General features: G+C 66.2%; 26 protein-coding genes. 12 read left to right on the forward strand and 14 right to left on the reverse strand.

Going from position 1 to position 25,089, the window contains the following annotated elements:
- Position 1 precedes the first annotated feature (1 nt).
- The 8 genes from ACMGDH_RS07830 to ACMGDH_RS07865 all read right to left on the reverse strand — a co-directional run bounded on the left by ACMGDH_RS07830 (position 2) and on the right by ACMGDH_RS07865 (position 6,827).
- A complete protein-coding gene (locus tag ACMGDH_RS07830) occupies positions 2-844 on the reverse strand; it encodes a DUF817 domain-containing protein (protein ID WP_436827389.1) in 843 nt (280 codons plus the stop codon).
- 16 nt (positions 845-860) lie between these two features.
- Positions 861-2,735, reverse strand: coding sequence for an acetyl/propionyl/methylcrotonyl-CoA carboxylase subunit alpha (locus tag ACMGDH_RS07835; protein ID WP_436827390.1), 1,875 nt, complete (start codon positions 2,733-2,735; stop codon positions 861-863).
- Complete coding sequence (locus ACMGDH_RS07840; RefSeq protein WP_436827391.1) at positions 2,732-3,040, reverse strand: DUF3088 family protein; 309 nt, start codon at positions 3,038-3,040, stop codon at positions 2,732-2,734. Before ACMGDH_RS07840 ends, ACMGDH_RS07835 begins: the two co-directional genes overlap by 4 nt.
- Complete coding sequence (locus ACMGDH_RS07845; RefSeq protein WP_436827392.1) at positions 3,037-3,519, reverse strand: nuclear transport factor 2 family protein; 483 nt, start codon at positions 3,517-3,519, stop codon at positions 3,037-3,039. Before ACMGDH_RS07845 ends, ACMGDH_RS07840 begins: the two co-directional genes overlap by 4 nt.
- Positions 3,520-3,645: 126 nt before the next feature.
- Positions 3,646-3,888, reverse strand: a complete 243-nt coding sequence (locus ACMGDH_RS07850; RefSeq protein ID WP_436827393.1) for a hypothetical protein — start codon at positions 3,886-3,888, stop codon at positions 3,646-3,648.
- A 51-nt stretch (positions 3,889-3,939) separates the two neighbouring features.
- Positions 3,940-4,218, reverse strand: a complete 279-nt coding sequence (locus ACMGDH_RS07855) for an acylphosphatase (RefSeq protein WP_436827394.1) — start codon at positions 4,216-4,218, stop codon at positions 3,940-3,942.
- A gap of 110 nt (positions 4,219-4,328) precedes the next feature.
- Positions 4,329-4,805, reverse strand: a complete 477-nt coding sequence (greB, locus tag ACMGDH_RS07860) for a transcription elongation factor GreB (protein ID WP_436827395.1) — start codon at positions 4,803-4,805, stop codon at positions 4,329-4,331.
- Between the two features lie 15 nt (positions 4,806-4,820).
- Positions 4,821-6,827 (reverse strand): lytic transglycosylase domain-containing protein, encoded by a 2,007-nt coding sequence (locus ACMGDH_RS07865; protein ID WP_436827396.1) that lies wholly within the window; start codon positions 6,825-6,827, stop codon positions 4,821-4,823.
- A gap of 70 nt (positions 6,828-6,897) precedes the next feature.
- Here ACMGDH_RS07865 and dapA point away from each other — a divergent pair, with 70 nt between their 5' ends.
- From dapA to ACMGDH_RS07900, 7 genes are all read left to right on the forward strand, one after another.
- Entirely contained in the window at positions 6,898-7,779 is an 882-nt protein-coding gene (gene dapA / locus ACMGDH_RS07870) for a 4-hydroxy-tetrahydrodipicolinate synthase (RefSeq protein WP_436827397.1), read from the forward strand.
- Positions 7,780-7,853: 74 nt separating this feature from the next.
- Positions 7,854-8,336, forward strand: coding sequence for an SsrA-binding protein SmpB (smpB, locus tag ACMGDH_RS07875; protein ID WP_436827398.1), 483 nt, complete (start codon positions 7,854-7,856; stop codon positions 8,334-8,336).
- On the forward strand, positions 8,329-8,898 hold the full coding sequence (locus tag ACMGDH_RS07880) for a DUF2062 domain-containing protein (RefSeq protein ID WP_436827399.1): 570 nt from the start codon (positions 8,329-8,331) through the stop codon (positions 8,896-8,898). Before smpB ends, ACMGDH_RS07880 begins: the two co-directional genes overlap by 8 nt.
- A 150-nt stretch (positions 8,899-9,048) precedes the next feature.
- Positions 9,049-11,028: a M13 family metallopeptidase gene (locus tag ACMGDH_RS07885; RefSeq protein WP_436828217.1), complete on the forward strand. Its 1,980-nt coding sequence runs from the start codon at positions 9,049-9,051 to the stop codon at positions 11,026-11,028.
- Positions 11,029-11,166: 138 nt separating this feature from the next.
- Entirely contained in the window at positions 11,167-13,554 is a 2,388-nt protein-coding gene (locus ACMGDH_RS07890; protein WP_436827400.1) for a hybrid sensor histidine kinase/response regulator, read from the forward strand.
- A gap of 39 nt (positions 13,555-13,593) precedes the next feature.
- Entirely contained in the window at positions 13,594-13,947 is a 354-nt protein-coding gene (locus ACMGDH_RS07895; RefSeq protein ID WP_436827401.1) for a response regulator, read from the forward strand.
- Positions 13,940-14,668, forward strand: a complete 729-nt coding sequence (locus ACMGDH_RS07900) for a polysaccharide deacetylase family protein (protein WP_436827402.1) — start codon at positions 13,940-13,942, stop codon at positions 14,666-14,668. The genes ACMGDH_RS07895 and ACMGDH_RS07900 overlap by 8 nt, the downstream gene beginning before the upstream one ends.
- 14 nt (positions 14,669-14,682) lie before the next feature.
- On the opposite strand, the gene ACMGDH_RS07905 is transcribed toward ACMGDH_RS07900, so the two are convergent.
- A complete protein-coding gene (locus ACMGDH_RS07905) occupies positions 14,683-15,468 on the reverse strand; it encodes a hypothetical protein (protein ID WP_436827403.1) in 786 nt (261 codons plus the stop codon).
- Between the two features lie 59 nt (positions 15,469-15,527).
- Positions 15,528-16,208 carry a hypothetical protein gene (locus ACMGDH_RS07910; protein WP_436827404.1) on the reverse strand — a complete coding sequence of 227 codons (681 nt, stop codon included), beginning with the start codon at positions 16,206-16,208 and terminating at the stop codon, positions 15,528-15,530.
- 127 nt (positions 16,209-16,335) lie between these two features.
- Here ACMGDH_RS07910 and ACMGDH_RS07915 point away from each other — a divergent pair, with 127 nt between their 5' ends.
- Positions 16,336-16,725, forward strand: coding sequence for a GFA family protein (locus ACMGDH_RS07915; protein WP_436827405.1), 390 nt, complete (start codon positions 16,336-16,338; stop codon positions 16,723-16,725).
- A gap of 12 nt (positions 16,726-16,737) precedes the next feature.
- On the opposite strand, the gene ACMGDH_RS07920 is transcribed toward ACMGDH_RS07915, so the two are convergent.
- From ACMGDH_RS07920 to ACMGDH_RS07930, 3 genes are read right to left on the reverse strand one after another with little or no spacing between them, the layout of a single operon-like run.
- Entirely contained in the window at positions 16,738-17,460 is a 723-nt protein-coding gene (locus ACMGDH_RS07920) for an MOSC domain-containing protein (protein ID WP_436827406.1), read from the reverse strand.
- A 39-nt stretch (positions 17,461-17,499) separates the two neighbouring features.
- On the reverse strand, positions 17,500-18,228 hold the full coding sequence (locus ACMGDH_RS07925) for a metallophosphoesterase family protein (RefSeq protein ID WP_436827407.1): 729 nt from the start codon (positions 18,226-18,228) through the stop codon (positions 17,500-17,502).
- Positions 18,212-19,000, reverse strand: coding sequence for a nucleotidyltransferase domain-containing protein (locus ACMGDH_RS07930; RefSeq protein ID WP_436827408.1), 789 nt, complete (start codon positions 18,998-19,000; stop codon positions 18,212-18,214). Before ACMGDH_RS07930 ends, ACMGDH_RS07925 begins: the two co-directional genes overlap by 17 nt.
- 654 nt (positions 19,001-19,654) lie before the next feature.
- Between ACMGDH_RS07930 and recA the strand changes: the two genes are divergently transcribed.
- From recA to ACMGDH_RS07945, 3 genes are all read left to right on the forward strand, one after another.
- Positions 19,655-20,725, forward strand: a complete 1,071-nt coding sequence (gene recA / locus ACMGDH_RS07935) for a recombinase RecA (protein ID WP_436827409.1) — start codon at positions 19,655-19,657, stop codon at positions 20,723-20,725.
- Positions 20,726-20,907: 182 nt separating this feature from the next.
- Positions 20,908-21,738 (forward strand): class I SAM-dependent methyltransferase, encoded by an 831-nt coding sequence (locus ACMGDH_RS07940; RefSeq protein WP_436827410.1) that lies wholly within the window; start codon positions 20,908-20,910, stop codon positions 21,736-21,738.
- A complete protein-coding gene (locus tag ACMGDH_RS07945; protein WP_436827411.1) occupies positions 21,735-22,361 on the forward strand; it encodes a glutathione S-transferase family protein in 627 nt (208 codons plus the stop codon). The genes ACMGDH_RS07940 and ACMGDH_RS07945 overlap by 4 nt, the downstream gene beginning before the upstream one ends.
- Here the strand turns inward: ACMGDH_RS07945 and ACMGDH_RS07950 are convergent.
- Positions 22,352-23,683, reverse strand: a complete 1,332-nt coding sequence (locus tag ACMGDH_RS07950) for a dicarboxylate/amino acid:cation symporter (RefSeq protein WP_436828218.1) — start codon at positions 23,681-23,683, stop codon at positions 22,352-22,354. The genes ACMGDH_RS07945 and ACMGDH_RS07950 overlap by 10 nt on opposite strands.
- Before the next feature lie 99 nt (positions 23,684-23,782).
- On the opposite strand from ACMGDH_RS07950, the gene ACMGDH_RS07955 reads away from it, so the two are divergent.
- Positions 23,783-25,039, forward strand: coding sequence for a M24 family metallopeptidase (locus ACMGDH_RS07955; RefSeq protein WP_436827412.1), 1,257 nt, complete (start codon positions 23,783-23,785; stop codon positions 25,037-25,039).
- The last annotated feature ends 50 nt before the right edge of the window (positions 25,040-25,089 follow it).

Genomic DNA, 25,089 nt, shown 5'->3' on the forward strand with positions numbered 1-25,089 from the left:
CCTATCTGCGGCGCCCGTGGATAGACTCCACCAATACGAACGAGATGATCATCAGCAAATACCAGGCGCCCAGCTTGGCAGGCGACACCATCTCCCATCCGTCTTCCTGGCTGGGATAGACCCAGGCGCGCGAGAAGGTAGCGATGTTCTCCGCGAACCAGATGAACAGCGCGACCAGGAACCAGCCGAGCAGCAACGGCATCCAGCGTTCCCGGCGCCACACGGTGAAGCATACCCGCGTGCGCCAGAAGAGCAGCCCGGTGGCGGCGAAGAGCAGGAGCCGGACGTCGGGCAGCCAATGGTGCGCGAAGAAATTGATGTAGATCGCCGCCGCGAGCACCCAGCTGGTCCAGCGCGGCGGATAGCCGGGAAAACGGAAGCGGAAGATGCGCCAGACCCGGGCGATGTAGCTGCCGACCGCTGCATACATGAATCCGGAGAAGAGCGGCACGCCGCCGATCCTGAGCAGGCTTGGCTCGGGATAGAGCCACGATCCATGCGCGGTCTTGAACAGCTCCATCACCGTGCCGACCAGGTGGAAGGCGAGGATGACCTTGGCTTCCTCGATGCTCTCCAGCCGGAAAACGAGCATGCCGATCTGGATCGCGACGGCGCCGATGACGAGGAAGTCGTAGCGGGCGAGCGGAGCGTCGGCGGGGTAGAAGAGGTGCGTGGCTAGGAGCAGCCCGAGCAGCAGCCCACCGAACAGGCACGCCCATCCCTGCTTGAAGCCGAACAGCAGGAACTCGTAGACCCACGCCTTCCAGCCCGATTTGGGCTGCGCCGCTTCGAGCCGCGCACGGACGCGGGCGAAGCGCGTGGCGCCGGGACCGCCGGCGTGCATCAGGGGGTTTCCGTGTTCACTCGGCGGGCTCGATCCGGGCGAGCAGCGTGCCTTCGGTGACTTGGGCCCCCGCCTCAGCCTTGAGTTCGGCGACCGTGCCGTCAAAGGGCGCGACCAGGCCATGCTCCATCTTCATCGCTTCGAGCGTGAGGAGCTTCTGACCCTTCGTGACAGCGTCGCCCGCGGCAACCTCCACCAAAGTCACTCGACCGGGCATCGGCGCAATGACCGCGCCGTCACCCGCAGCCGCTGCACCGGTAGTCGTTCCGCGCTTGAGCAACACACCGAAGGTCTGACCATCCTGGGTGACCAGCGCGCCGTCGCGTCCGACGGGTGAGGCATAGATGTCGTTAAACGGTTCCTGGTCCGCTTCGACGGTGTAGGTCTCACCGTCGACTTCAAGGCATACCAACCGCCGGCTCGGCGCGTTAAGACGAAAGCCTGCAGGGCCCGCGACATGGCCTTCGGCTTGGCTCGCGACGATGATCTGCGCGGCTTGCCCCAGTAGCAGCGAGCTGGGCCGATCCTCGGGAACCAGCGCCTCAAGATGCTCGCTGATAAATCCCGTCGTGATGCTGCCCTCGGCGAAATCCGGCATGCTCAGCGCACGATGGAGGAAGCCGGCGTTCGTCTTGACCGGCCAGACCGCTACGCCCTCCATCTTCTGGCGCAGCAAGGCGATCGTGTTCTCGCGCGTATCGGCAGCGACGATGATCTTGGCGATCATCGGATCGTAGAAAGGACTGATCTCGGAGCCTCGCTCGACGCCGGTATCCACCCGAACATCGTCTTCGGGGAAGAAGCATCGCTCCAGACGGCCGATCGAAGGCAGGAACCCTTTGGCCGGGTTCTCCGCATATAGCCGGGCTTCCATCGCCCAGCCGTTGATCTCCAATTCCTCCTGCTTCTTCGGCAGCGGTTCACCGCTGGCCACGCGGAGCTGCCATTCGACCAGATCCTGGCCGGTGATCTCCTCCGTCACGGGATGCTCGACTTGAAGCCGGGTATTCATCTCCATGAACCAGATGCGATCGGCACGCAGGCCTTCGCTCGCGTCGGCGATGAACTCGATCGTGCCGGCGCCGACATAGTCGACCGCCTTGGCCGCGCGCACCGCAGCGGCGCAGATCGCCTCGCGCGTCGCCGCGTCCATGCCGGGGGCGGGCGCCTCCTCGATCACCTTCTGGTGGCGGCGCTGGAGCGAGCAGTCGCGCTCGAACAAGTGGACGACATTGCCGTGGGTATCCCCGAACACCTGCACTTCGATGTGGCGCGGGCTCAGGACGTACTTCTCGATCAGCACGCGATCGTCGCCGAACGACGAAGCTGCCTCGCGCTTGCAGCTGGCGAGAGCGTCGGCGAAATCGGCGGGAGCGTCGACGCGACGCATCCCCTTGCCGCCGCCGCCCGCGACGGCCTTGATCAGCACCGGATAGCCGATCGCATCGGCTTCGGCCTTCAGACGCTCGGGCGACTGGTCTTCGCCGAGATAGCCGGGAGTGACCGGCACGCCCGCCGCGATCATTCGCTCCTTGGCGGCGTCCTTCAGGCCCATCGCACTGATGCTGCCCGGGTTGGGGCCAACCCACACCAGCCCCGCGTCGATCACTGCCTGGGCAAAATCGGCGTTTTCCGAGAGGAAGCCATAGCCCGGGTGGATCGCCTGCGCGCCGGTAGCCTTGGCCGCCGCGATGATCTTTTCGCCGACCAGATAGCTCTCGCGGGCCGGCGAAGGGCCGATGTGGACCGCCTCGTCGGCCTGGCGGACGTGGAGCGCTTGCGCGTCGGCGTCCGAATAGACGGCGATCGTGCGGATACCCATCCGCCGGGCGGTGCGGATGATCCGGCAGGCGATCTCGCCGCGATTGGCGATGAGAAGCGATTCGATCATGGATGCCGCTCCGGAAAGCCGTGGCGGCGATTGAGCGCCGCGAGCAGGGCTTCGATGTCGTTGACGAACCCGCCCTCGGCGAAGGCGAGCGCGGGAAGGTTCTGGTTCGCCTCGCCGATCGCGGCGATCACCTCGGGTCGGGGCCGAGGATAGGCGACGCGGACGACGTCGAGGCCCGACGCCCGATCGGGAAAGGCCGCGAGCAGCCCCTCGATCGTGATGCAGTCCTTGCAATAGAAGCTGCGCCCGGGAAGCTCGGCATCGGCAAACTCGGACTCGAGCAGGAACAGACGGTCGCGGCTCATTGCGCGTCACATCCCGTAGTGCGCTGGCTCCAGGTGATGTTGAGCACCTTCCACTGGCCATTCTCACGGACGAGATCGAAGTGATTGGTGCCGCAATGATGCACTTTGCCGTCAACCAGGAAGCTGTAGGGCGCCCAGACCATCGCGATGTCGCCGTCGATCTCGACCGCGGGATTGGCGATGCGCTCCTCATATTTCTCGGGTCCGGGCTTGATGCCGCCGGTGAAGTCGCTCCAGCTCATGTGGCGCAGGCTGCGCGTGCCGTCGGGTTTCTCGACCGCGACTGCGACATGGCCCTCGGGCCGGGTCTGCGCGGCAATCGCGGCGCCGTCGCGTGCGGCGAGGCCCGCGAACATCGCGCGGATCGGCGCGAGCACCGCGGCTTCCTCGGCACTGGGCGGCGGAAGCGCGGTGCCCTTCTCAATGGGTGCGACGGGCGTGGTCTGGAGCCCCAGCAGCAGGGCGAGCGTCAAGGTCATTACGAAGCGATCCCTCTCGACGAAGAGAGGAATCGCCTGCAAATCCGCTACGCGCCGATGCGCAGCGCCAGCGCGGCCGGCCCCTCCCCTGAAAGGAGCGGACGGTCACACAGCCGCCGGGAGTGGTCAACTATTGTTGGGTGCTCGCGCCCGGTCGGGGCGCCGTTCCTGCGCGTGCTCGATCGCGTGCCCCTTGCGCACGCGCGTCGCCGCGCTCGGCTCGGCGACATGCGCGATCTCGTCCTGCGTGCCGACGTCGCGCGCCAAAGTGCCGCCGCTCGACGTGCTGAACGACGGGCCGGGTTCCATACTCTCGATCAGCTCGCGGTCGTCGTGATCGCGGGCCGATGTTGTGCGGGGATGTTCCATCAAGCTCCTCCTACCGCCGATTCAATGCGGGGGAGGGGGAGGCGTTCCCGGTTACGCGGTGAAGCGTTTGGTGAATCCCTTGGCCGACTTCTCGCCATCGGCCGGATGCGCCTCGACATGATCGACCCGCGCCAGCGGCGGTCCTTCGCCGAGCCCCTGGACGAGGCTGTCGAGCGCCTGCTCCTCACCGGCTGCCAGGATTTCGACCCGCCCGTCGCGGACGTTGCGTACCCATCCGGTGAGGCCGTTGCGCTGCGCGGTGCGCACCACCCAGTCGCGATAGCCGACGCCCTGAACACGTCCGGAAACGAAAATACGCTTTGTCGCCATATACCCCACGCTAACTCGGGCGGCATCCTGCCGCTCCGGCAATGTGTCTAGCATGGTGTGCGCCAAGCGGAGCAAGCGGTTCCCTCGGTTCGCCGCAACTGGGGCACATATCAGGGGTATGCGATTGCGATTATTTCATATTCGCGCTCGCCGCCGGGGAGCGTGACGCGCCGGAGGTCGCCGATCCTTGCACCCCGCAGCGCGCGGGCGAGCGGCGCGTTCCAGCCGACGAGGCCCTTTGCCGCATCGGCTTCATCGTCGCCGACCAGCGTGAGCGTGCGCTGGTTATCGTCCTCGTCGGCAATGGTGACGGTCGCGCCGAAATAGGCGCGGCTGCGATCTTCCTGATGGGCAGGGTCGACAACTTTCGCGGCCTTCATCCGCTTCGAGAGCCAGCCGAGCCGCCGGTCGATCTCGCGCAGCCGCTTGCGGCCATAGATATAGTCGCCGTTCTCCGATCGATCGCCGTTACCCGCAGCCCAGGAGATGGTCTCGACGAGCTGCGGCCGCTCGACTGCGAACAGCGCCTCATATTCGGCCCTGAGCGCGGCGAAGCCGGCCGGCGTGATGTAGTTGGGGCGGTCCATCGCGGGTGGGGAAGCTCAGCCGGGCCGGCTCTTGCCCAGATACCAGCTCAGGTTGTTGGGACCGCGCGAGCGCGCCCGCTGCGGATTGAGCAGATCGTAGACCACGGCATTCTCCAGCACGCGCTGGACATAGTTCTTGGTCTCGAAATAGGGGATTTCCTCGACCCAACGAAGCACATCGGTGCCCGGCAGGCGCGGATCGCCATTCTCGCGGATCCAGCGGTTCACGTTGCCGGGACCCGCGTTATAGGCGGCGACCGCGAGCGGATAGCTGCCGTACTGATTATACATCCGTTTAAAGTAGCTCGATCCGAGCTGGATGTTGTAATCGGTGTTCTCGACCAGCGAGGATTGGTTGTAGCTCAGCCCGAGCTTGGTCGCGGCCTCGCGCGCGGTGCCGGGCATCAGCTGCATCAGGCCGCGTGCGCCGGCATGGCTCACCGCGGCGCGATCGAACTGGCTCTCCTGGCGCGCGATCGCATGGATCATCGTCCAGCTGTCCTCGTGCCCGGCGGGAACGGGCACCGAGGGGAAGCCCGCGGCGGTATAGTCCGAAAGCCCGTTCTCGAGCGCACTGCGGCCGACCATCACGCCCAGGTCCGGGCGGCCGATCGTGCGGCTGAGCTCGGCGGCAAGGACATGGTCGGTGTCCGTCTCGGCGTCGCGCGCGATCTGGCGGATGAACAGCCCCTGGTCGGCGCGGTTGCCCACCGAGCCGAGATATTGCGCGGCGCGCACCGTCTCCTTCCGGAAGAAGGCCTGGCGCATTGCGGGGTCGATCGGTCGATTGGCGAGCGCGGGCGGGGCGCGCAGCGGACGGCCGGTGCGCTCGAGCGCGAGCTGGCCGTAATAAAGATCGGGGAAACCCGCCGCCTGCGCGAAATAGGCCTGCGCCGCGATCTGATCGCCCGCGGCCTCCGCCGCGCGTCCGGCCCAGTAAATGCCCTTCGAGCGCGTCTGCGGCGTCCGCGATCCCCGCGAATAGCGCTCGAACATGCCGATCGCGTCGCGTGGGCGCATGAGGTTGTAATAGGCAGTGCTGCCCGCCAGCCAGACGAGGCTCGTGTAATCGTCGCGCTCGCCGAGCGGGAGCGCGCTGATATCGGTGCCCGGCGCGAAGGCGTCGTCGACGCGGCTCGCGATCTGATAGGCCAGGCTGTACTGCCGGTCCGCCACTGCGCTGCGCGCGGCAGTCAGCAGCACTTCGTACCATTCCTCGGCGTCGCCCGGCAGCGAGGTGAGCGCGGGGCGGTTCGCCAGATAGGAGCGCATCGCGGCTTCCTGGCCGCTGTCGCGCAGCCATTGCGCACGATCGGCGATATAGCCGGGATCACCGCTGCCGAGTACCTGCGCCGCCGCGCCCTTGCTGGCGGCATCGGGCGCCTTGGTGCGATAGGCGAGCCGCGCCTCGAACACCGGGCGGCGCGACGAGGTGAGATAGAGGAGCTGGCGCTGCGCCGCGGAGGTCGCGCCGCGCCACAGCAACATGTCCATCCGCGCGTCGTGGTCCGCGGCGGTCAACGCCGATGCGAAACTGCCGATCAGCCGGGTTTCATCGGCCGGCCGAAGCACGCCCGCGCGCCATGCTTGGCGCGCCTGCTCATTGGCTTCGGGGCGGCGGCCCGAAACCGCGAGCGCCTCGGCATAGCGGATGCGGCCTGCGGCGGTGGCCGGCGGGAACCGCTCGAAGAAGCGGATGACCAGCGACGGCGCCTCCACGCCGCTGACCAGCACGGTCTCGGCGGCGGCACGGCGGCTCGTCTCGCCCGGCCAGCCGGGATGCGCCAGCAGGAAATTGGCATAGTCGGCGAAAGGCCAATTGTCCGATTGCTGGAGGCGCTTCCACTCGACGAGCGCAGGCGCGATGTCGCTGGACTGGCCGTAGCGCGGCGCAGTCTGGGACGCGGCGCTCTCGAACGCCATCCGGTACAGGTCGATGTGCTCCCGTGCGAGCTGCGACGAAGCAGCCAGCCCCGAAACCCCCGCAAGTAGCAACCCACTCTTCAACGCAGAACTGAGCATGCTGGACATGATACGCAACCGCGGCCTATCTGCCACCCCCGATTATCCACCTATAGGAAAGATTTCCGGCATGTTCTCCGGCTCGATTCCGGCGCTGGTGACGCCCTTCCGCGACGGCAAGTTCGCGGAAGAGGATTTCCGCGCGTTCGTCGACTGGCAGATCGAGCAGGGCTCGACTGCGCTGGTGCCGTGCGGCACCACCGGCGAGGCCGCGACGATGCCGAAAGACGAGCATTTCCACGTGGTGCGCGCGTGCGTTGAGCAGGCGAGGGGGCGGGTTCCCATCCTCGCCGGCGCCGGATCGAACGACACCCAGGTGGCGATCGCGAACGTGCGCGCCGCAAAGGACGCGGGCGCCGACGCCGCGCTGATGGTGCCGCCCTATTACAATCGCCCGAGCCAGGAAGGCATCTTCCGCCATTTCGAGGCCGTGGCGAAGGCGGCCGAGCTGCCGATCGTGCTCTACAACGTCCCCGGCCGCACCGTGACCGATATCCAGCCCGCGACGATGGCGCGGATCGTCAAGGCGTTCCCCGAAGTGTTCATCGGCGTGAAGGACGCGACCGGCCAGCTCGCGCGCGTTTCCGAGCAGCGCGCCGGCTGCGGCAGCGGCTTCACCCAGCTCTCGGGCAACGACGAGACTGCGCTGGCCTTCAATGCGATGGGCGGGGTAGGGTGCATCTCGGTCTCGGCCAATGTCGCGCCCAGGCTGTGCTCGGACTTCCAGGCGGCATGGGCGGTGGGCGATAATGCGCGCGCGCTCGAGCTCCACGACCGGCTCTATCCGCTCCACGTCGCGATGTTCACCGATGCTTCACCTGGGCCGGTGAAATACGCCTTGAGCAGGGTCCGTCCGGGCTTCCCCGCCGAGCTGCGGCTCCCGATGACCGAAGCGGGCGAAGCAAGCCGCAAAGCCGTGGATGCCGCGCTGGAGCATGCCGGGCTGATCTGACGCCGCGCCGGCAGCCGAGGACTGCTCAAACGGCGCTGGCGTTTCGCCGCACGCGCCCCTACATCGCCCCTCCCATGCCTCGTCCGCGTCCTGCCACATTCGATAAAGTGAAGACCGTCGCCGAGAACCGGCGCGCACGCTTCGACTATTTCATCGAGCAGACCTACGAAGCGGGCATCGCGCTGACCGGCACCGAAGTGAAGTCGCTGCGCTTCGGCGAGGGATCGATCGCCGAGGCCTATGCCGAGGTGACCGGCGAGGAAGTGTGGCTGGTCAATGCGAACATCCCCGAATTCAGCCACGGCAACCGCTTCAACCACGAGCCCAAGCGTCCCCGTAAATTGCTGCTTCATGAGCGTGAAATAAACAAGCTGCACGGAGCGGTAGCGCGCGAGGGTATGACCCTCGTGCCCCTTTCCATCTATTTCAACGGACGGGGCCGCGCGAAAGTCGAACTCGCGCTCGCGAAGGGCAAGAAAACGCATGACAAGCGGGACACCATCAAGGAGCGGGACTGGAAGCGAGAGCAGCAGCGGCTTCTCCGCGACCGTGGCTGATCGCCGCTTCTCCGAGCGGTTCCGCGCCTGGGCGGACCGCAACAAGCCGACGCGCGAGAGCTTCGAATCGAACCGCTGGCTGAAGCCTATCGCCCACCGCATCCTGCATTCGGCGCTGTGGCGGATGACGCGCCGCTCGGTGCCCCGCGGCGTCGCGCTCGGCATGTTCACCGGCATCCTGATCCCGATGGGGCAGATCCCGGCCTCGGCCGTGCTCGCGCTGCCGCTCAGGGCGAACATCCCGGCGGCGGCGCTCACCACCTTCTTCACCAATCCCGTGACCACGCCCTTCCTGTTCATCCTCTACTACAAGGTGGGCGACTGGGTGCTGCACCTCAGCGGCACCTCGCCGGCCGAGGCGAGCACGGCAGTCGCGGGCGGCGGGTGGCTGCACTGGCTGGCGGCCGACGTGGGCCTGCCCACGCTGGTCGGCATGGCGATATGCGCCGTGATCGGCGGCCTGATCGGCTATTTCGGCGGGGCGCTCGCCTGGCGGCTGTGGGTGTTGCGCAAATGGCGCAAGCGCACCCAGGAACGTGCGGGGCGCGACCGGGCTGATTGACTGGCCCTAGTGGCGATCTAAGACGGCTCCTTTCTCCTTTTCGAGGGGCCCCAGATGCGTCTTTCGTTGCTTGCTACTACCTTCCTCGCCGCCCCCGCGCTGCTCGCCGGCTGCGCGCCTGCCGATGTTCCGTCGACCGTCGCTGCGCCCATGGCCGCGGCAGGCGCGGGAACCGCGGCGCCCCAAGCGGCCAAACCGCAGATCGGCAGCTATGGCTTCGACGAGTCCGGGATGGACAAGTCGATCGCCCCCGGCGACGATTTCTACGGCTACGCCAACGGCACCTGGGCCAAGAACACGCCGATTCCCGCCGATCGCTCGAACTATGGCATGTTCACCGTGCTCGACGATCTCTCGAAGCAGCGCACGCGCGAGATCCTCGATGCGGCCAAGGCGGATGCCGATTCGAAGATAGGCGTCGCTTATTCGACCTATCTCGATCAGGCGGCGATCGATGCCAAGGGCTTGGCGCCGATCCAGCCCTGGCTGAACCAGATCAAGGCGGCCAAGACCAAGGCGGCGCTTCCGGCGCTCTATGCCGCCGCCGACCGCAACGGCGTGCCCGTGCCCTTCGCGAGCTACATCGGCCAGGACGACAAGAACCCCGAAGTCTATGCGCTGAACATCTATCAGGCGGGCATCGGCATGCCCGATCGAGACTATTATCTCTCGACCGAGGCCAAGCTGGTCGAGACCCGGACCGCTTATGAGAAGCATCTGGCCAATGTGCTGACGCTCGCGGGCGAGCCCAACGCCGCGGCGCGCGCCAAGGCGATCCTCGACTTCGAGACCAAGGTCGCGCAGGCGCACTGGACCCGGGTCGAAAGCCGCGACGCCAACAAGACCTATAACAAGCTGACGCTGGCAGATCTGCGCAAGCAGGCGCCGGGCTTCGACTTCCTCGCTTATTTCAAGGGCATCGGCGCGCCGGTCGACAGCGCGATCGTGGCCCAGCCGAGCGCGGTTGCGGGCATCGCCAAGGCCATTCAGGCGACGCCGGTAGCGGTGCTGCAAGACCAGTTGCTCGTTCGCAGTCTCGATACCTTCGCCGATGTGCTGCCGAGCGCCTTCGACAAGGAGCAGTTCGCATTCTACGGCACCACGCTTTCTGGCACGCCCGAGCAGCAGCCGCGCTGGAAGCGGGCAGTGGATTTCACCACCGGCGCGCTCTCCGACGATGTCAGCAAGGTCTATGTGGCAAAATACTTCCCGCCCGAGACCAAGGCGGCGGCCGACGATCTCGTCAAGAATGTGATCCAGGCGATGGGCCGCCGCATCGATCAGCTCGACTGGATGGCACCGGCTACGAAGGCGCGGGCGCGCAAGAAACTCGCCACCTTCACTGCGAAGATCGGCTATCCGGATCGTTGGCACGATTATTCGAACCTGACGATCACCGCCGGCGACGCGCTGGGCAACAACATCCGTGCGAACAACTGGCAGCACGAAGACAGCATCTCGAAGCTGGGCCAGCCGATCCGGCGCTGGGAGTGGGGAATGACTCCGATGGAGATCAACGCCTACGCCAATTTCGGCATGATGGAGATCGTCTTCCCGGCAGCCATCCTCCAGCCGCCGTTCTTCGATCCGCATGCCGATCCGGCGATCAACTATGGCGGCATCGGCGCGGTGATCGGGCACGAGATCAGCCACCATTTCGATGACCAGGGCGCGAAGTACAACGAGAAGGGCGAGCTCTCGACGTGGTGGAGCGATACCGACGTGGCGGGCTTCAAGGCGCGTACCGATGCGCTGGTAGCCCAGTACGACCAATATGAGCCGCTGCCGGGCATGAAGGTGAAGGGCGCACTCACGCTCGGCGAGAACGTCGCCGATCTCGCGGGCCTTACCGTCGCCTATGACGCGTACAAGGCTTCGCTGGGCGGGCAACCGGCGCCGGTGCTCGACGGCACGTCGGGCGACCAGCGCTTCTATCTGGGTTGGGCGCAGGTGTGGCGGCGCAACTATCGCGAGGCGAACCTGCGTCAGCGGCTGCTGACCGATCCGCACTCGCCGTCCGAGCAGCGCGCCTGGGTCGTGCGCAACCTCGATCCCTGGTACTCGGCCTTCGCACCGGAACCGGGCGCGAAACTGTTCCTGCCGCCCGAGCAGCGCGTCCGCATCTGGTGATGCCTTACTCCCTCTCCCCTTGTGGGAGAGGGAAGGGGCCCGCCGCCGGAGGCGGTGGGAAGGGTGAGGGGGCTCCTTCTCCGCTAGGAGAGGATTCTGGCGCTTGACCCCCGCCGCGCTACCGAACATCGGTGGTCAATGGCGAGCTTGCCCGCGACTCCTTCCAGGACCCGGCGTTTCCTGCCGCTTCTCGCCGCGACCGTGGCGGGCGCCGCGGCGGGAATGTTCGTGCTGCTGACGCTGAACGATCGCGTGGTGGCAATCGGCTTTGCCGCGGCGGGCGTGCTTGCGGCAGGCGTGCTCTATGCCGCCCGCCGGATGTTCCGGAGCGAGGAAACGGCGGAGGCGCCGGTCGACTGGTCGGTAGCGCACGCGCTCGCCTCGGCGTCGGACGACGCGCTCGCGGTGACCGACCGTGCCGGCCGCCTCGTCTGTGCCAATGCCCGCTTCGAGGCGCTGTTCGATGGCTGGCCGACACCGCCCAACCTGCCGGTGAGCGAGACTGCGGTGGCGGCCCTCGGGATCGCCGCGCGCACCGCCTGGCGCGACGGCGAAGCGCGGCTCGACGATATCCAGGTGTTCGGCGCCTCCGTCTCGGCGCGGATCGCGCGCGTGGGCGACGAATCCCTCGTCTGGCGCTTCATCGGGATTCGGGCGCTCGACGTGACTGCGCAGGTCCAGGCGCTGATCGGCGGGACGACTGGCGACCGGCTGGGCGCGGCGGGGATAATGGCAGTGATGGTCTCACCCGAAGGGCGGGTGCGCGGCGCCAATCGCGTGTTCCGTGCCCGTGCGATGGGCATGCCAGATGCGCCGGTCGAGGGGCGCGACTTTGCCCGGTTCCTGATCACCGATTCGCTGGGGCTGGTGCGCTTCGAGCGCGAGGGGATGGAGGGCACGCCGCTGCGCGTGCTCCAGATCCCGTTCCTCGACGGCGACGACGCCCCGATGCTCGTCGCACTGCTCGACGAGGAACATGCGGAGATTCCGGCGCCGGCCATCGGCGCGAATGCCACCGCACATGTCCGCTCGCTGATCGCGCTGCTCCCCTCGGCGATGGCGCTGGTCGACCGCGACGGCCGCTTCGTCCACATGAACGACGCCTTCGTCCGTGCCGCGCGGATCAACCCGGCCGCGCCGCCGCTCTATCCGATCGATCTCGTCGTCCGCGAGGACAAGGCCGCCCTGGCAGACGCCGTGCGCCGCTTCGCCAGCGGCGCGCCGCAATCGGCCGAGATGACGGTGCGCTTCACCGACGCGCCCGACGAGCCCGTCTCGCTTTCGATCGCCGGCGCCCGCGGACTGGGCGATGCCGCGGTGCTGCTCGGCCTCAAGGATTCGGGCGAGGAGGGCAAGCTCAAGCACCAGGTCGCGCAAGCCACCAAGATGCAGGCGGTGGGTCAGCTCGCCGGTGGCGTCGCGCACGACTTCAACAACATCCTCACTGCGATCATCGGCCATTGCGACCTGATGCTGATGCGCCATTCGCCCGGCGACAGCGACTATGACGACATCCAGCAGATCCGCGCCAATTCGAACCGCGCGGCGAGCCTGACCCGCCAGCTGCTCGCCTTCTCGCGTCAGCAGACGCTCCGGCCGCAGGTGCTCCAGCTGCCCGATGTCATTTCGGAAGTTTCCAATCTCCTCAAGCGCCTGCTCGGCGAGACGGTGCGGCTCGAGGTCAAGCACGGGCGCAACCTGGGGCCGGTGCGCGCCGACCCCGGTCAGCTTGAGCAGGTCGTCGTCAATCTCGCCGTCAACGCGCGCGATGCGATGCTGGCCAAGAACCCCAACGGCGGCGGCACGCTTACGATAGAGACCATGTCAGTCCCCGCCTCGCAGGTCCGCCAGATGGACGACGACGTTCTTCCGGTGGGCGACTATACCGCGCTGCGCATCGCGGACACGGGCACCGGCATCCCGCCCGAGATCATCTCCAAGATCTTCGAGCCCTTCTTCACCACCAAGGAAGTCGGCCGCGGCACAGGGCTGGGGCTTTCGACCGTCTACGGCATCATCAAACAGTCCGGCGGTTTCATCTTCGCCGACAACATCGCCGGCGGGGGCGCCGAGTTCACTATCTACCTGCCGATCCACGCCGCGCCCGAGACGGTGGTGGTCAAGGCCACCGCAGCGAGGGAGAAGCCCGCCGACCTGTGGGGAACGGGCACGATCCTGCTGGTGGAGGACGAGGACATGGTCCGCGCCGTCGCCGAGCGCGCGCTCACGCGGCAAGGCTATACCGTCGTCACAGCCGAGAACGGCGAAGTCGCGCTCGAGACGCTCGCGGAGATGGAAAAGCCCGATCTGCTGATCTCGGACGTCGTCATGCCCCTGATGGACGGGCCGACGATGGCGCGGCAGATTCGCAAGCTCTACCCCGATCTGCCGATCCTTTTCATGTCCGGCTATGCCGAGGAGCAGTTGCGGCGCTCGATAGACATTCCCAACGTCGCCTTCCTCCCGAAACCCTTTTCGGTTCAGCAGCTTGCCGAGGCTACACGCGAAGTTCTGGCAGCGAAATAGGGCTTGGCGAGGCATCGGCTTTCTGCAATGGGACGGCCAATGGCCACGCTTCATCGCATCCTGATCGTCGAAGACGAACCGTTGATCGCGATGATGTTGGAGGACTTCATCGACGCTCTCGACCGCGAAGTCGCCGGAGTGGCGGACAATGTCGCCACGGCGCTCGACCATGTCGAGCAGCACGAAATCCACGCCGCGATCCTCGATGTGAACCTGCGCGGCGGCGAGCAGAGCTGGCCCGTCGCCGACAAGCTCGCCGAGAAGGGCATCCCCTTCGTGCTCGCCACCGGTGGCGCCGGCGATACGATTGCCGAGCGTTTCCGCGATCGCCCCGTCCTCTCCAAGCCGTTCACGATGGACGGCGTCGAGAAGGTCCTGTCCGGGCTTGGCTGAGCGCAGCCGCCGGTTTCTTCTCATCGCGGCCGCCACGCTCGCCGCGCTGCTCCTTCTTCTCTTCGCGCTGTTCGAGATCAGCCGTGTGCCCTGCTGGCAGCTGATCGGCACGCCGCTCTGCAAGGTCGAGACGTCGGAAAAGCTGGTCGCGCTCACCTTCGACGACGGACCCACTCCGCTGGGCGTCGACGCCGTTCTGCCGGTCCTGCAGCGCCACGGCGCGCAAGGCACCTTCTTCCTCGTCGGCCAGGAGATGGACCGTTATCCCGGCCAGGCCCGCCGCCTGCTGGTCGCGGGGCACGAACTCGCCAACCACAGCTATTCGCACAAGCGCATGTGGGGCCTGTTTCCCGGCCGATACGAGCACGAGATCCGCCGCACCGACGCGCTGCTGCGGAGGGAAGGGGCGGTGAACCCGACATTCTTCCGCCCGCCCAATGGCAAGAAGCTCACCGGGCTGCCGATCGCGGTCGAGCGCACCGGCTACCGCACCATCACCTGGGATCACGAGGATCCCATGACCGCGCCCAGCGCCCGCGCCTTTGCCGACGGCGTGCTGGCGCGCGTCCGGCCCGGCTCGATCGTGGTGATGCACGTCATGTACCGCACCGGTCAGGTCCAGCGCGATGCGCTGCCGCTGGTCCTCGAGGGACTGGCCGCGCGCGGTTATCGCGCCGTCAGCGTGAGCGAGCTCCTGCGCCACGGCGAAGGCGCTCGCTGAGAGCCGCAGCGCCCTCAGAAACGCGGATGGTCGTCGGCGCCGATGAGGTCGCAGGTGCCGCGGAACGCATAGTCGCCCGTACCCCTGATGCTGATGCGCCCGCTCCGCCGATCGATGGTGATGCTCGGTTTGTTGAGTCCGTTCAGCCGATAGCCCGCGCGGATCGTGTCGCGTGCCATCGACACATCCGAGAGTGCCCACCAGCCGTGGTCCCCGCGCGAGTTGATCGGCGGGATCAGCTTCTTCGGCAGCCGGATGCGCCCGCCGCCGTCCCACAGCTGGATCGTCACGCTCGCGTCGAAGTCCTCCTTCGTGAGCTCGGTCCGGTTGCCGTAGACGTAGCGATCCTTGTCATAATCCCAGCTATAGCCCCAGCGCGTCGCCGCAGTGGGCCGCTGCCCTTCGCCATAGCAGACCAGGCCGAGATCGATCTCCTCATGGGTCCAGCTCGGGACCGGGCGTGTCGCTTCGGAGGGTCTCGACGGCACCGGCGCGGGGAGCGGGCGCCCCTGCTGGCGGCAGTCGGGCGCCGGGGAAGTGGTGATGCTGTCGTAACGGCCGTTGACCGTCGCCACGGTGACGCAGGTGCGGGTCCGCTGGTTCCACCAATAGGTCCAGACCCGGTCGTCGCCGGTCTCCGCACGGACATTGACATAGCCGCGCGACTGGATCGCAGTCTCTGCACTCGCCGCCCGCGCGCCGATCAGGTCCCGCAGCTCGGGAGGGGTCTGCGCCGAAGCCGCGCTGCCGAATGCAAGAACAGGCAGAGTTCCAAGCACGATGACTGCGTAACGCTTCATGGGAATACTACCTTTCGCCCGAGAGTTCGTGACCGCCGTGCTGACTTGCGGGATCTGTATTACGCTCCGCCTACAAACAGGAAACCCATGAAGAGCATCAGCACTGCGCTGACAACCAGTGCCCGAATGCTGTGCAGCAGGCCGCTGAGCAACCCCGCGTGCAAATGCTTTGCGAACCAGCGTGCCTGCACTGCCACATAGCCGATGAGCGTGACGATGATTACGGCCGGTCCCAGCGGAAGCGACCAGCTATGGCCCGTATGCGAGATGGACGTGCCGAGGCCGAGAAACAGCGCAAACGGCCCGGCGGCATAGCATTGCGCATAAAAGGGCGCCTTCAACCGGGGCTTGGTCACCGGCACCTTGCTCGCCCGCAGCAGCCGGACCGCGAGCATCAGCGGAAAGATCGAGAAGACGATGAGGCGCAGCAGCAGCAAAGTCGAATTGTCGCTCACCAGCGCCCCGAGCCCGGTCGTGCGCGTAACGATCGGATTGGTGCCGCCGCCCAGCGCCATTTCCACGCCGTGCGAGAGGAGAAGCGCGATGACGAGGAACAGCGGCGGGCTCAGCGTATCGGTGAACTGCTCGTCCTCCTTCTCGCGCAGCTCCAGGTCCGCATAGTTCATCATCGCCAGCGGCCGGGTGACGGCCCGCCAGAGCGTGGCCGGAAAGAAGACGATCCAGCTCATCACTTCGTAGAGCAGCTCGTCGAGCGAGTTCAGCCACTGCATGAAGTTCATGGGAGCCCCCTTTGCTATACGGAAAGGATGAAGCAGGCGAACCGCCAAGTGAAGTTGAAAGGCGCGTTTTGCGCGGGCGCCGTGCTTTGAATAGAGTATTCCGGCTGCTGATTTGTGGAGGCTCGGCATGGATCGACTGACTGGCGGCTGCCTGTGCGGCGATGTCCGAATCGCGGCGGAAGGAGCTCCATATCGCGTGGGGCTTTGCCACTGTCTCGACTGCCGCAAGCACCACGGCGCCCTGTTCTACGCGGCGGCGGTGTTCCCCGAGGACGCAGTGACGATCGAAGGCGAAACGCGCGAATATCGCGGGCGGTTTTTCTGCCCCCGCTGCGGCTCCTCGGTCTTCGCGCGCACCGCCGACGAAATCGAAGTGCATCTGGGCGCGCTCGATGCTCCCGACCAGCTGATGCCGACCTACGAAGGCTGGACCGTCCGCCGCGAGGCCTGGCTGCCTCCGTTCCCGCTCGAGAGACGATATGAGCGCGATCGTGAAGCCACCGGCCGCGAGGAATAGGCCGCCCGCTTCCTAATCGACCACCCGCACCGCATCACCCACGCGGATCAGCCCGGGCCGCGCCGGTGTCGCGTAGAGCCCATAATGGTTGCCGAAACGTTGCGCGACGGTACGCAGCACGCGCGGGTCCTTGGCGCCGGTGTCGGGATCGATCGTGATCATCACGCAGCGCGCGATCGGATCGGCGCATTGGACCAGCGCGCCGTCGTGCGCCTCGCCGAACGCCAGCCGCAGCCCCTGCCATTGCTTGGTGGTCAGGTCGCTCTCGACGACAATGTTGGCGCGGAAACGGCGAGGGTCGAGGCGAGCGCCGTGCTCGGCCTCCACCTGAGCATGACTCGCCGTGGTCGCGATCGAGATCGGCATCGAATCATAGATGCCGCGCGCCACCTGCATCAGCCCTGCGGGCTCGCCCGCCGCTGCTTCCAGTTGGGCGCGAAGAATGGGATCCTGGAGCGAGAGCGATGCGCCGTCCGGCGTCTCGACGATTACCGTCGATGTCTTGGGCGCCCCCGGATCGGCGAAGCGGGCGCGGTGGAGCAGCATCGCGGGCACTTCGCGGCCCGTGAACCAGGGGAAGCGCGAGCCGTTGGCGCTGCGGACGAAGGCATATTGGCGATCGCCCTCAACCCCCTGCCAATCGACTTCGGCGACCGCGAGCGATTCGCCCGCCATCGATTTCACCGGAAAGCGATTGAGCGCCGCGACGCGGCCGATGATCTGCCCCATGGGCATGTGGCTAGCCCGCGAACCGGACCGGGGCAATCGCGCGCCTCAAATCTCCAGCAACGCGTAGGGCCGGTCGAAGCGCTGCGAAACCACGAACTGCGCGCAGTTGAACACCGGCACCCCGCGCCGCGTGCGGCCTTCGTAGCGGCCGCGGTGCGCGTGGCCGTGGACTACTGCCTTGACGTTGTCGAACCGGTCCACGGCATCGGCAAGGCGCGAGGACCCGAGGAAGGGATAGATTTCGAGTGGCTCGCCCTCCACCGTTTCCGGGATCGGGGCATAGTGGAGCACTGCCACCACGCGATCGGTCCGCAGCGAACGCAGCCCGTTCTCGAGCTTGCGTGCCTCGTTGAGCGATTCCTCGACGAAGGCCTTGACCGCTCCCTCGCCGAATGCGCCGAGCTCACCGCGGCCGAAACCGCCGACGAATCCCTTCACGCCCGCGAAACCGACGCCTTTGATTTCTACCGCCTGCTCGTCGAGGATCGTCACGCCGGCCTGGTGGAGGATGCGCGCGACTTCCTCCGGCTGGCCGCATTCATAGTCATGGTTTCCGAGCACCCCGACGCTGGGGATGGTGCAGGCGCGCAGATCCTCGGCCAGCAGCTCGGCTTCGCTGGTCTTGCCGAAATTGGTGAGGTCACCGCACAGCGCGAGCACGTCGGCCTCTTCGGAGATGCGCGCGAACAAGTCGCGGTAGCGATGCTCGGACTGTTCGGTGACGTGGAGGTCGCCGATCGCCGCAAGGCGCAGCGGCTCAGAAGTGCCGCTCATGCTTCTCCTCCAGTCCCTTGCCGACGACATCGGCAAAGCCCCAGGTGGTGATGTCGATCACATAGTCGCGCGGGGAGAGCAGCCGTCCACGACAGACCCGCACGTTGGCGGGGGGCAGCTCGGCCTGCGCCTGGACGCGCTCGATCAGCGTGTCGAACAGCCAGCGCGGCACGCAGTCGCGTTCGGTGGGGTAGATGAAGCGGAAATTGAGGATATGGATCAGCAGCACCTCCCAATGGAGCTCCATTGCGGAGAGCAGCCGGTGCCAGTCGATCTCGTCGTGCTTCTTCAGGATCACATGCGCGACATCGGCGCCATCGTAGCGGTAGCGGTCCTGGATGAACATCTTGGAGAGGATGAACTCGGTGGGCGGGGTGATCCGCACCCGGCTGCCGTAGACCTCGGCCTCGTACACTTCCGTGAACCACGAATCGGTGACCGGCAGTGATGCGGAGGAGATGTTGTAGATGACGTCGAAGAAGTTCTCGTCCTGCCAGACCTTGCCGATCCACCGGTCGTCCTCGATCGTGATTCGGTAGCCTGCCGCCTTGAAATGCGCGAGCAGCCGCGGTGCGTCGCCCGCCTTGCAGAAGATGTCGATGTCCTTCGTGGGGCGGATCACGCCCGTGTGGCAGGTGAGCGCATAGGTGCCCGACAGGAGATAGGGGATGTCCCACCGGTTGAGCAGCTTCAGGCTGTCGGAATAGAATTCGACTGCTTCCTCGGGAGGATCGAAGACACTGGCGTCGAGGGGCTCGGGCAGGTCCGACATGAGGCTCCAGGGCTGGCGCGGCGAGCGCGGGAGCTTCGATAACGGGGCGGGGAAGGGGGCGGTTCCGCAGGCGTGCCAAAGTCAATTTCGGCGCGGTGTGGACGCTTTCGCTCCCACGCGCTTCCAGTGGAGGGCGAATTTCGATCCGGGCAGCGATCCAGGCCGCCCCCTCCGGCCTTTCGAACGAGCTGGCAAAATAGGATTTGATCTGCTTTTGTTCCGCGCATGGGCAAGACAGCAGGATTCGCTTCGATGGTGCGGTGTGGCGGAACGGAAACTTCGCGGCGTGAACATGTCGCGTTGCTGTCGCGCAAGTGGCGCGTGACTGTCGCGTCGGTGTGTCGTCGGTGGCGCGTCAACGTAGCGTCAACGTAGCGTCAACGTAGCGTGGGCGTAGCCTGGTTGTCGCGTGGGTGTAGCGTGAGTGATGCTTCGGTGTCGCTTCATAGGCGCTTCGTAGTAGCCTCGCAGGCGCTTCCGCTCGAAAACGCGTTATCGAGTCAATCGGGTCAACCAGATGGCTGCCGCGTCGTCTGTAGTATGATTACCACGATGCAAGAAGGTTCCCCTCTTGTTCCGAGAGAACAAATAATGTACGAACACAACTCACGCGTTGAACCTATGGTCCAAACCCTCTAGCGACGAGGACTTCAGATGGCGGCTTCCCTTAAGGTGATCGACGGCAACATGGCCACTTCCACGGACAAGCAGAAGGCGCTCGACGCCGCACTCGCGCAGATCGACCGCGCATTCGGCAAGGGCTCGGCGATGCGCCTGGGCTCGAAGGAGACGATGCAGGTCGAAGCGATCTCGACCGGCTCGCTGGGGCTCGACATTGCGCTCGGCGTAGGCGGCCTGCCGCGCGGGCGCGTCATCGAAGTCTATGGTCCGGAAAGCTCGGGCAAGACCACGCTGGCGCTCCACGTCATTGCCGAGGCGCAGAAGAACGGCGGCACCGCTGCCTTCGTCGACGCCGAGCATGCGCTTGATCCGGTCTATGCCAAGAAGCTGGGCGTCAACATCGACGAGTTGATCGTCTCGCAGCCCGATACCGGCGAGCAGGCACTCGAGATCGTCGATACGCTGGTGCGCTCGAACGCGATCGACGTGCTGGTGGTCGATTCGGTCGCCGCGCTGGTGCCCCGCGCCGAAATCGAGGGCGAGATGGGCGACAGCCACGTCGGCCTTCAGGCGCGCCTGATGTCGCAGTCGCTCCGCAAGCTCACCGGTTCGATCAGCCGCTCGCGCTGCATGGTGATCTTCATCAATCAGCTGCGTATGAAAATCGGCGTGATGTATGGAAATCCGGAGACAACTACGGGCGGTAACGCCTTGAAATTCTATGCTTCCGTCCGCCTCGATATCCGCCGCACCGGGCAGATCAAGGACCGCGACGACATCATCGGCAACTCGACCCGCGTGAAGGTGGTCAAGAACAAGGTGGCGCCGCCGTTCAAGCAGGTCGAATTCGACATCATGTACGGCGAGGGCATTTCCAAGATCGGCGAGATCCTCGATCTCGGCGTCAAGGCGGGGCTGGTCGAGAAGTCGGGCGCTTGGTTCAGCTACGACAGCGTCCGCATCGGCCAGGGCCGCGAGAACGCCAAGACCTTCCTCAAGGAGAATTCCGAGCTCTGCGACCGGCTCGAGGCGGCGATCCGCAACCGCACCGAGCAGGTTGCCGAGGGGCTGATGTCTGGTCCGGAGCCCGACGACGATCTTTGATCTGAGCAACCTTCAACTTTTTTGACCAAGTCGGCGTGACGATGCCGGCCCAGGTCACGGGCCAAGTCCCATCGGAAGACCCGGCGCATCGCCTGCGCCGGGTCTTTCCAGTTCGGCCTTGTCGGTTCGCGTGAAGCGCGTCAGATGCTCGTTGGAGCACGGCGGCAACAGGGAAGGGGCGGATGACCACCACGTTCGATTGGACCGGCCGCGTCGGCGATGTCTGGGCCGACGAGTGGCGGCGGACCGATCGCAGCCTCGCGGGGCTCGCGCAGCATCTCGACGCAGCGATTCTCGCTGTGGCTCCCCGTCAGGGGAGTGCGATCGACATCGGCTGCGGCGCCGGCGGAACTTCGATTGCGCTCGCCACCGCTCGGCCGGAGCTCTCGATCACCGGCGTCGATCTTTCGCCTTCGCTGGTCGCCATCGCCCAGGATCGTGCAGCCAGCCTCGCCAATTTGCACTTCCAGGTAGCCGACGCGCAGAGCCTCGGCCCCGTCGCTGCCGATCTTCTCTTCTCCCGCCACGGCGTGATGTTCTTCGATGATCCCGTTGCGGGGTTCGCGGCGCTGCGCGATGCGGCGAAGCCGGGTGCGAAGCTGGTCTTCTCCTGCTTCCGTGCCCGCGCCTGCAACGAATGGGCGCTGGTGGCCGATGCGGCGGTGGGTAATCAGGTCCTCCCGTCCTCGACCTATGCAGCCGGTCCCTTCGCTTTCGAGGATTCGGATTTCACGCGGGACATGCTCGTCCGGGCGGGGTGGGTGGATGCCACGGCGCAGTCGGTCGATTTCGCTTATGTTGCCGGCGCGGGCGAGGATCCCGTCGAGGATGCGCTCGGCTTCTTCTTGCGAATCGGCCCGGCCGCCCGCGCGATGGCCGATGCGGAGCCGGACCGCCGTAAGGCGATGCGCGAGTTGCTCCGCGCCGCGCTCGCCTGCCACGTCGAGAACGGCGCGGTGACTTTCGACGCCGGCGCCTGGTTATGGACCGCGACTGCAGGAGAGGCCGCATGACGATCATCGTTCATCATCTCGAGAACAGCCGCTCGCAGCGCGTCCTCTGGCTGCTCGAGGAACTGGAGCTTCCCTATGAGATCAGGCGCTACGAGCGGGACAAGGCGACGATGCTCGCCCCGCCCGAGCTCCGGCGCGTGCATCCGCTCGGCAAGTCGCCGGTGATCGAGCGCGAAGGGCGGGTGGTCGCCGAAACCGGAGCGATCATCGAATATCTGGTCGAGTTCGCCGACGGCCGTCTCGGCGCGCCACCGCACCGTGAGGATGCGCTGCGTTACCGTCAGTTCCTCCATTACGCCGAAGGCTCGCTGATGCCGCCGCTTTACGTGAAGCTGGTGCTCGGCCGCGTGCCGCTGCTGGGCAGGACGGCGCAGAAGAAATTCCAGCCGATGATAGACGTCCACCTCGATTATGTTGAGGCCGAGCTTGCCGATCGTCCGTGGTTCGCCGGCCAGGAATTCACCGCGGCGGACGTGATGATGAGCTTCCCGCTCGAAGCGGCAACGGCGCGCGCTGCGGCGACCGAGGGACGGCCGCACATCGCCGCCTGGCTCGCCCGCATCCACGCGCGGCCCGCCTACCAGGCCGCGCTGGAGAAGGGCGGGCCCTACGCCTACGCCTGAGGCTTGCCGTAGTCGTCGAAGCTGTCGTCGGCCCCCGGCGCCGGTGCCGTGGGGAAGATGATCTCCTCATCGGGCGATTGCGGCGCATCGAGCTGCCCTTCCCAGCGCGCCACCACGGCGCTGGCGACGGCGTTGCCGATCACGTTGGTGGCGGTGCGGCCCATGTCGAGGAAATGGTCCACCGCGAGGATCAGTAGGATGCCGGCCTCGGGGATCTGGAAGTGCGAGAGGGTGCCGGTGATCACCACCAGGCTGGCCCGCGGCACCCCGGCGATGCCCTTGCTGGTGATCATCAGCATCAGCAGCATCGTGATCATCGTCCCCCAGTCGAGGTGGATGCCATAGGCCTGGGCGATGAAGATCGACGCGAACGTCATATACATCATCGAGCCGTCGAGATTGAACGAATAGCCGAGCGGCAGGACGAAGCTGGCGATCCGCGGCGGCACGCCGAACTTGTCGAGTGCCTCCAGCGTGCGCGGATAGGCCGCTTCGGACGATGCAGTGGAGAAGCCGAGCAGGATCGGATCGCGAAGGTAGCGGAGAAGCTGACCGGTCCGCGGTCCCACGAACAGGAAGCAGGCGCCGAGCAGCACTGCCCAGAGGACGGCGAGCCCGAGATAGAAGCTGCCCATGAAATAGGCGAGATCGCCCACCACGCCGAGCCCCTTGGTAGCGAGCGTGCGGGCGACGGCACAGAACACCGCGACCGGCGCGAAGAGCATTACATAGCCCGTGACGGTGAGCATCACCGAGACCAGCGCTTCGAGCCCGCGCAGCAACGGCGCCGCCTTCTCTCCAACGGCGGCCATGGCGACGCCGAAGAAGAGCGAGAAGATGACGAGCTGGAGGATATCGTTGGTTGCCATCGCGTCGATGGCAGAGGTGGGAACTAGATGGACGAAGAACTTGGCCGCGTCGAAGCCCGAGCGGTCCACTCCGCTGGATGCCGCTGCATCGGGCAGCGCAAGATTGAGCCCGACGCCCGGTTGGAGGAGATTGACGAGCAAGAGGCCGAGGGTGAGCGAAATCAGGCTCGCGCAGACGAACCACAGGAAGGCCCGCAGCCCGACGCGTCCGATCGCACCGGTGCCCCCCATGTGCGCGATGCCCACCACCAGCGTCGAGACTACCAGCGGTGCGATGATCATCTTGATCAGGTGCAGGAACATCTGAGTGGGGATGTCGAGGTAATAGGCGATGTCGGCGAGTGTCTTGGTGCCCGCGGCGCCGCCGTCGTCATAAGTCAGGTTCAACGCCCAGCCGAGCAGCCCCCCGAGCACCAACCCCGCCAGAATGTACCACGTCAAACGCTTGCCCACACGGACCCCCAATTTGTTTCTTTTGACACGGAAGGGGATTGTCGGCGCCGGGTCAAGAATTCTATCGCTCCGGCTATCGCCTTTCCTGGGGAGAAATCCATGTCCAGCCTCAGTCGCCGCGGGCTGCTAGCCGCAGCCGGCGCAGCGCCCCTGCTTTCGATTCCCGCAGTTCTGCGGGCTGCCGAGCCGGACCTTTCGGAGCTGAGGGATCTGACCGCAGGAGCGCAGCCGATCACCGCCGAGGAGCGCCTGGTGCGGATTGCGCGCGCCCGGGCACTGATGAAGGCCAACGGCATCGGCGCGGTGCTGATCGAGCCCGGTTCTTCGCTGCTCTATTTCACTGCGGTGCGCTGGGGGCGCAGCGAACGGCTCACCGCGGCGATCCTGCCGGTCGAGGGCGAGCCCTGCATTGTCACGCCTTTCTTCGAGGAGCCTTCGGTTCGCGAGAGCCTGGGTGTGCCGGCCGAAGTGCGGGTGTGGCAGGAGGACGAGGATCCGCTCGCGGTCGTCGCCGGCTTCCTCAAGGACCGCAAGCTGGCCGGTCGGCCCATCGGAATCGAGGAGACCGTCCGCTTCTTCGCAGTCGACGGGCTGAAGCGTGTGCTGCCCGAAGTCAAGATCGTCTCCGCAAACCCCGTCGTCCGCGGCTGCCGGATGATCAAGACCCCGCGCGAGATCGCCCTGATGCAGCTCGCGACCGACGTGACGATCGCCGCCTATCGCTGGACCCATCCGCGGATCGAGGCCGGCATGACTCCGCGGGACATCGCCGCGTTGATGAGCGCTGCGACACGCAAGCTGGGCGGATCGAACGAATGGAACCTGATCCTGCTCGGCGAAGCGGCGGCCTATCCGCACGGCACCGGCAAGCCGCAAAAGGTGGTGCCGGGCGAAGTGGTGCTGATGGACTGCGGCTGCAGCGTCCAGGGCTATCAGTCGGACGTGTCGCGCAGCTTCGTCTTCGGTACGCCGACCGCCGAGCAGCGCAAGGTGTGGGATCAGGTCGCCCGCGGTCAGCAGGTCGCGTTGGCAGCGGCGCGGCTCGGCACGCCGGCCGGGCAGGTGGATGATGCAGTTCGCCGTTACTATGCGACTCTCGGCTACGGTCCGGACTACAAGCTTCCCGGCCTCTCGCATCGCACCGGCCACGGCATCGGGATGGACGGGCACGAGCCGGTCAATCTGGTGCGCGGCGAGAGGACTCCGCTCGCGCCGGGGATGTGCTTCTCGAACGAACCCGGCATCTACATTCCCGGAAGCTTCGGCATCCGGCTCGAGGACTGTTTCCACATGACAGAAAGCGGGCCCAAGTGGTTCAGCGAGCCGCCCAAGTCGATCGACGCACCGATGGGATAATGGCGCGCGCGCCACAGTCGAGGAGCAATCAAACTGATCGAAGCGTTTCG

The organism is Sphingomonas radicis, assembly GCF_051400635.1.
GTDB lineage: Bacteria > Pseudomonadota > Alphaproteobacteria > Sphingomonadales > Sphingomonadaceae > Sphingomonas.

Excerpts from the sequence above, each read along its gene's own strand:
- ACMGDH_RS07830 (WP_436827389.1), bottom strand. The coding sequence starts at position 844 with ATGCACGCCGGCGGTCCCGGCGCCACGCGCTTCGCCCGCGTCCGTGCG.
- ACMGDH_RS07835 (WP_436827390.1), bottom strand. The coding sequence starts at position 2,735 with ATGATCGAATCGCTTCTCATCGCCAATCGCGGCGAGATCGCCTGCCGG.
- ACMGDH_RS07840 (WP_436827391.1), bottom strand. The coding sequence starts at position 3,040 with ATGAGCCGCGACCGTCTGTTCCTGCTCGAGTCCGAGTTTGCCGATGCC.
- ACMGDH_RS07845 (WP_436827392.1), bottom strand. The coding sequence starts at position 3,519 with ATGACCTTGACGCTCGCCCTGCTGCTGGGGCTCCAGACCACGCCCGTC.
- ACMGDH_RS07850 (WP_436827393.1), bottom strand. The coding sequence starts at position 3,888 with ATGGAACATCCCCGCACAACATCGGCCCGCGATCACGACGACCGCGAG.
- ACMGDH_RS07855 (WP_436827394.1), bottom strand. The coding sequence starts at position 4,218 with ATGGCGACAAAGCGTATTTTCGTTTCCGGACGTGTTCAGGGCGTCGGC.
- greB (WP_436827395.1), bottom strand. The coding sequence starts at position 4,805 with ATGGACCGCCCCAACTACATCACGCCGGCCGGCTTCGCCGCGCTCAGG.
- ACMGDH_RS07865 (WP_436827396.1), bottom strand. The coding sequence starts at position 6,827 with ATGCTCAGTTCTGCGTTGAAGAGTGGGTTGCTACTTGCGGGGGTTTCG.
- dapA (WP_436827397.1), top strand. The coding sequence starts at position 6,898 with ATGTTCTCCGGCTCGATTCCGGCGCTGGTGACGCCCTTCCGCGACGGC.
- smpB (WP_436827398.1), top strand. The coding sequence starts at position 7,854 with ATGCCTCGTCCGCGTCCTGCCACATTCGATAAAGTGAAGACCGTCGCC.
- ACMGDH_RS07885 (WP_436828217.1), top strand. The coding sequence starts at position 9,049 with ATGGCCGCGGCAGGCGCGGGAACCGCGGCGCCCCAAGCGGCCAAACCG.
- ACMGDH_RS07890 (WP_436827400.1), top strand. The coding sequence starts at position 11,167 with ATGGCGAGCTTGCCCGCGACTCCTTCCAGGACCCGGCGTTTCCTGCCG.
- ACMGDH_RS07895 (WP_436827401.1), top strand. The coding sequence starts at position 13,594 with ATGGCCACGCTTCATCGCATCCTGATCGTCGAAGACGAACCGTTGATC.
- ACMGDH_RS07905 (WP_436827403.1), bottom strand. The coding sequence starts at position 15,468 with ATGAAGCGTTACGCAGTCATCGTGCTTGGAACTCTGCCTGTTCTTGCA.
- ACMGDH_RS07910 (WP_436827404.1), bottom strand. The coding sequence starts at position 16,208 with ATGAACTTCATGCAGTGGCTGAACTCGCTCGACGAGCTGCTCTACGAA.
- ACMGDH_RS07915 (WP_436827405.1), top strand. The coding sequence starts at position 16,336 with ATGGATCGACTGACTGGCGGCTGCCTGTGCGGCGATGTCCGAATCGCG.
- ACMGDH_RS07920 (WP_436827406.1), bottom strand. The coding sequence starts at position 17,460 with ATGCCCATGGGGCAGATCATCGGCCGCGTCGCGGCGCTCAATCGCTTT.
- ACMGDH_RS07925 (WP_436827407.1), bottom strand. The coding sequence starts at position 18,228 with ATGAGCGGCACTTCTGAGCCGCTGCGCCTTGCGGCGATCGGCGACCTC.
- ACMGDH_RS07930 (WP_436827408.1), bottom strand. The coding sequence starts at position 19,000 with ATGTCGGACCTGCCCGAGCCCCTCGACGCCAGTGTCTTCGATCCTCCC.
- recA (WP_436827409.1), top strand. The coding sequence starts at position 19,655 with ATGGCGGCTTCCCTTAAGGTGATCGACGGCAACATGGCCACTTCCACG.
- ACMGDH_RS07940 (WP_436827410.1), top strand. The coding sequence starts at position 20,908 with ATGACCACCACGTTCGATTGGACCGGCCGCGTCGGCGATGTCTGGGCC.
- ACMGDH_RS07945 (WP_436827411.1), top strand. The coding sequence starts at position 21,735 with ATGACGATCATCGTTCATCATCTCGAGAACAGCCGCTCGCAGCGCGTC.
- ACMGDH_RS07955 (WP_436827412.1), top strand. The coding sequence starts at position 23,783 with ATGTCCAGCCTCAGTCGCCGCGGGCTGCTAGCCGCAGCCGGCGCAGCG.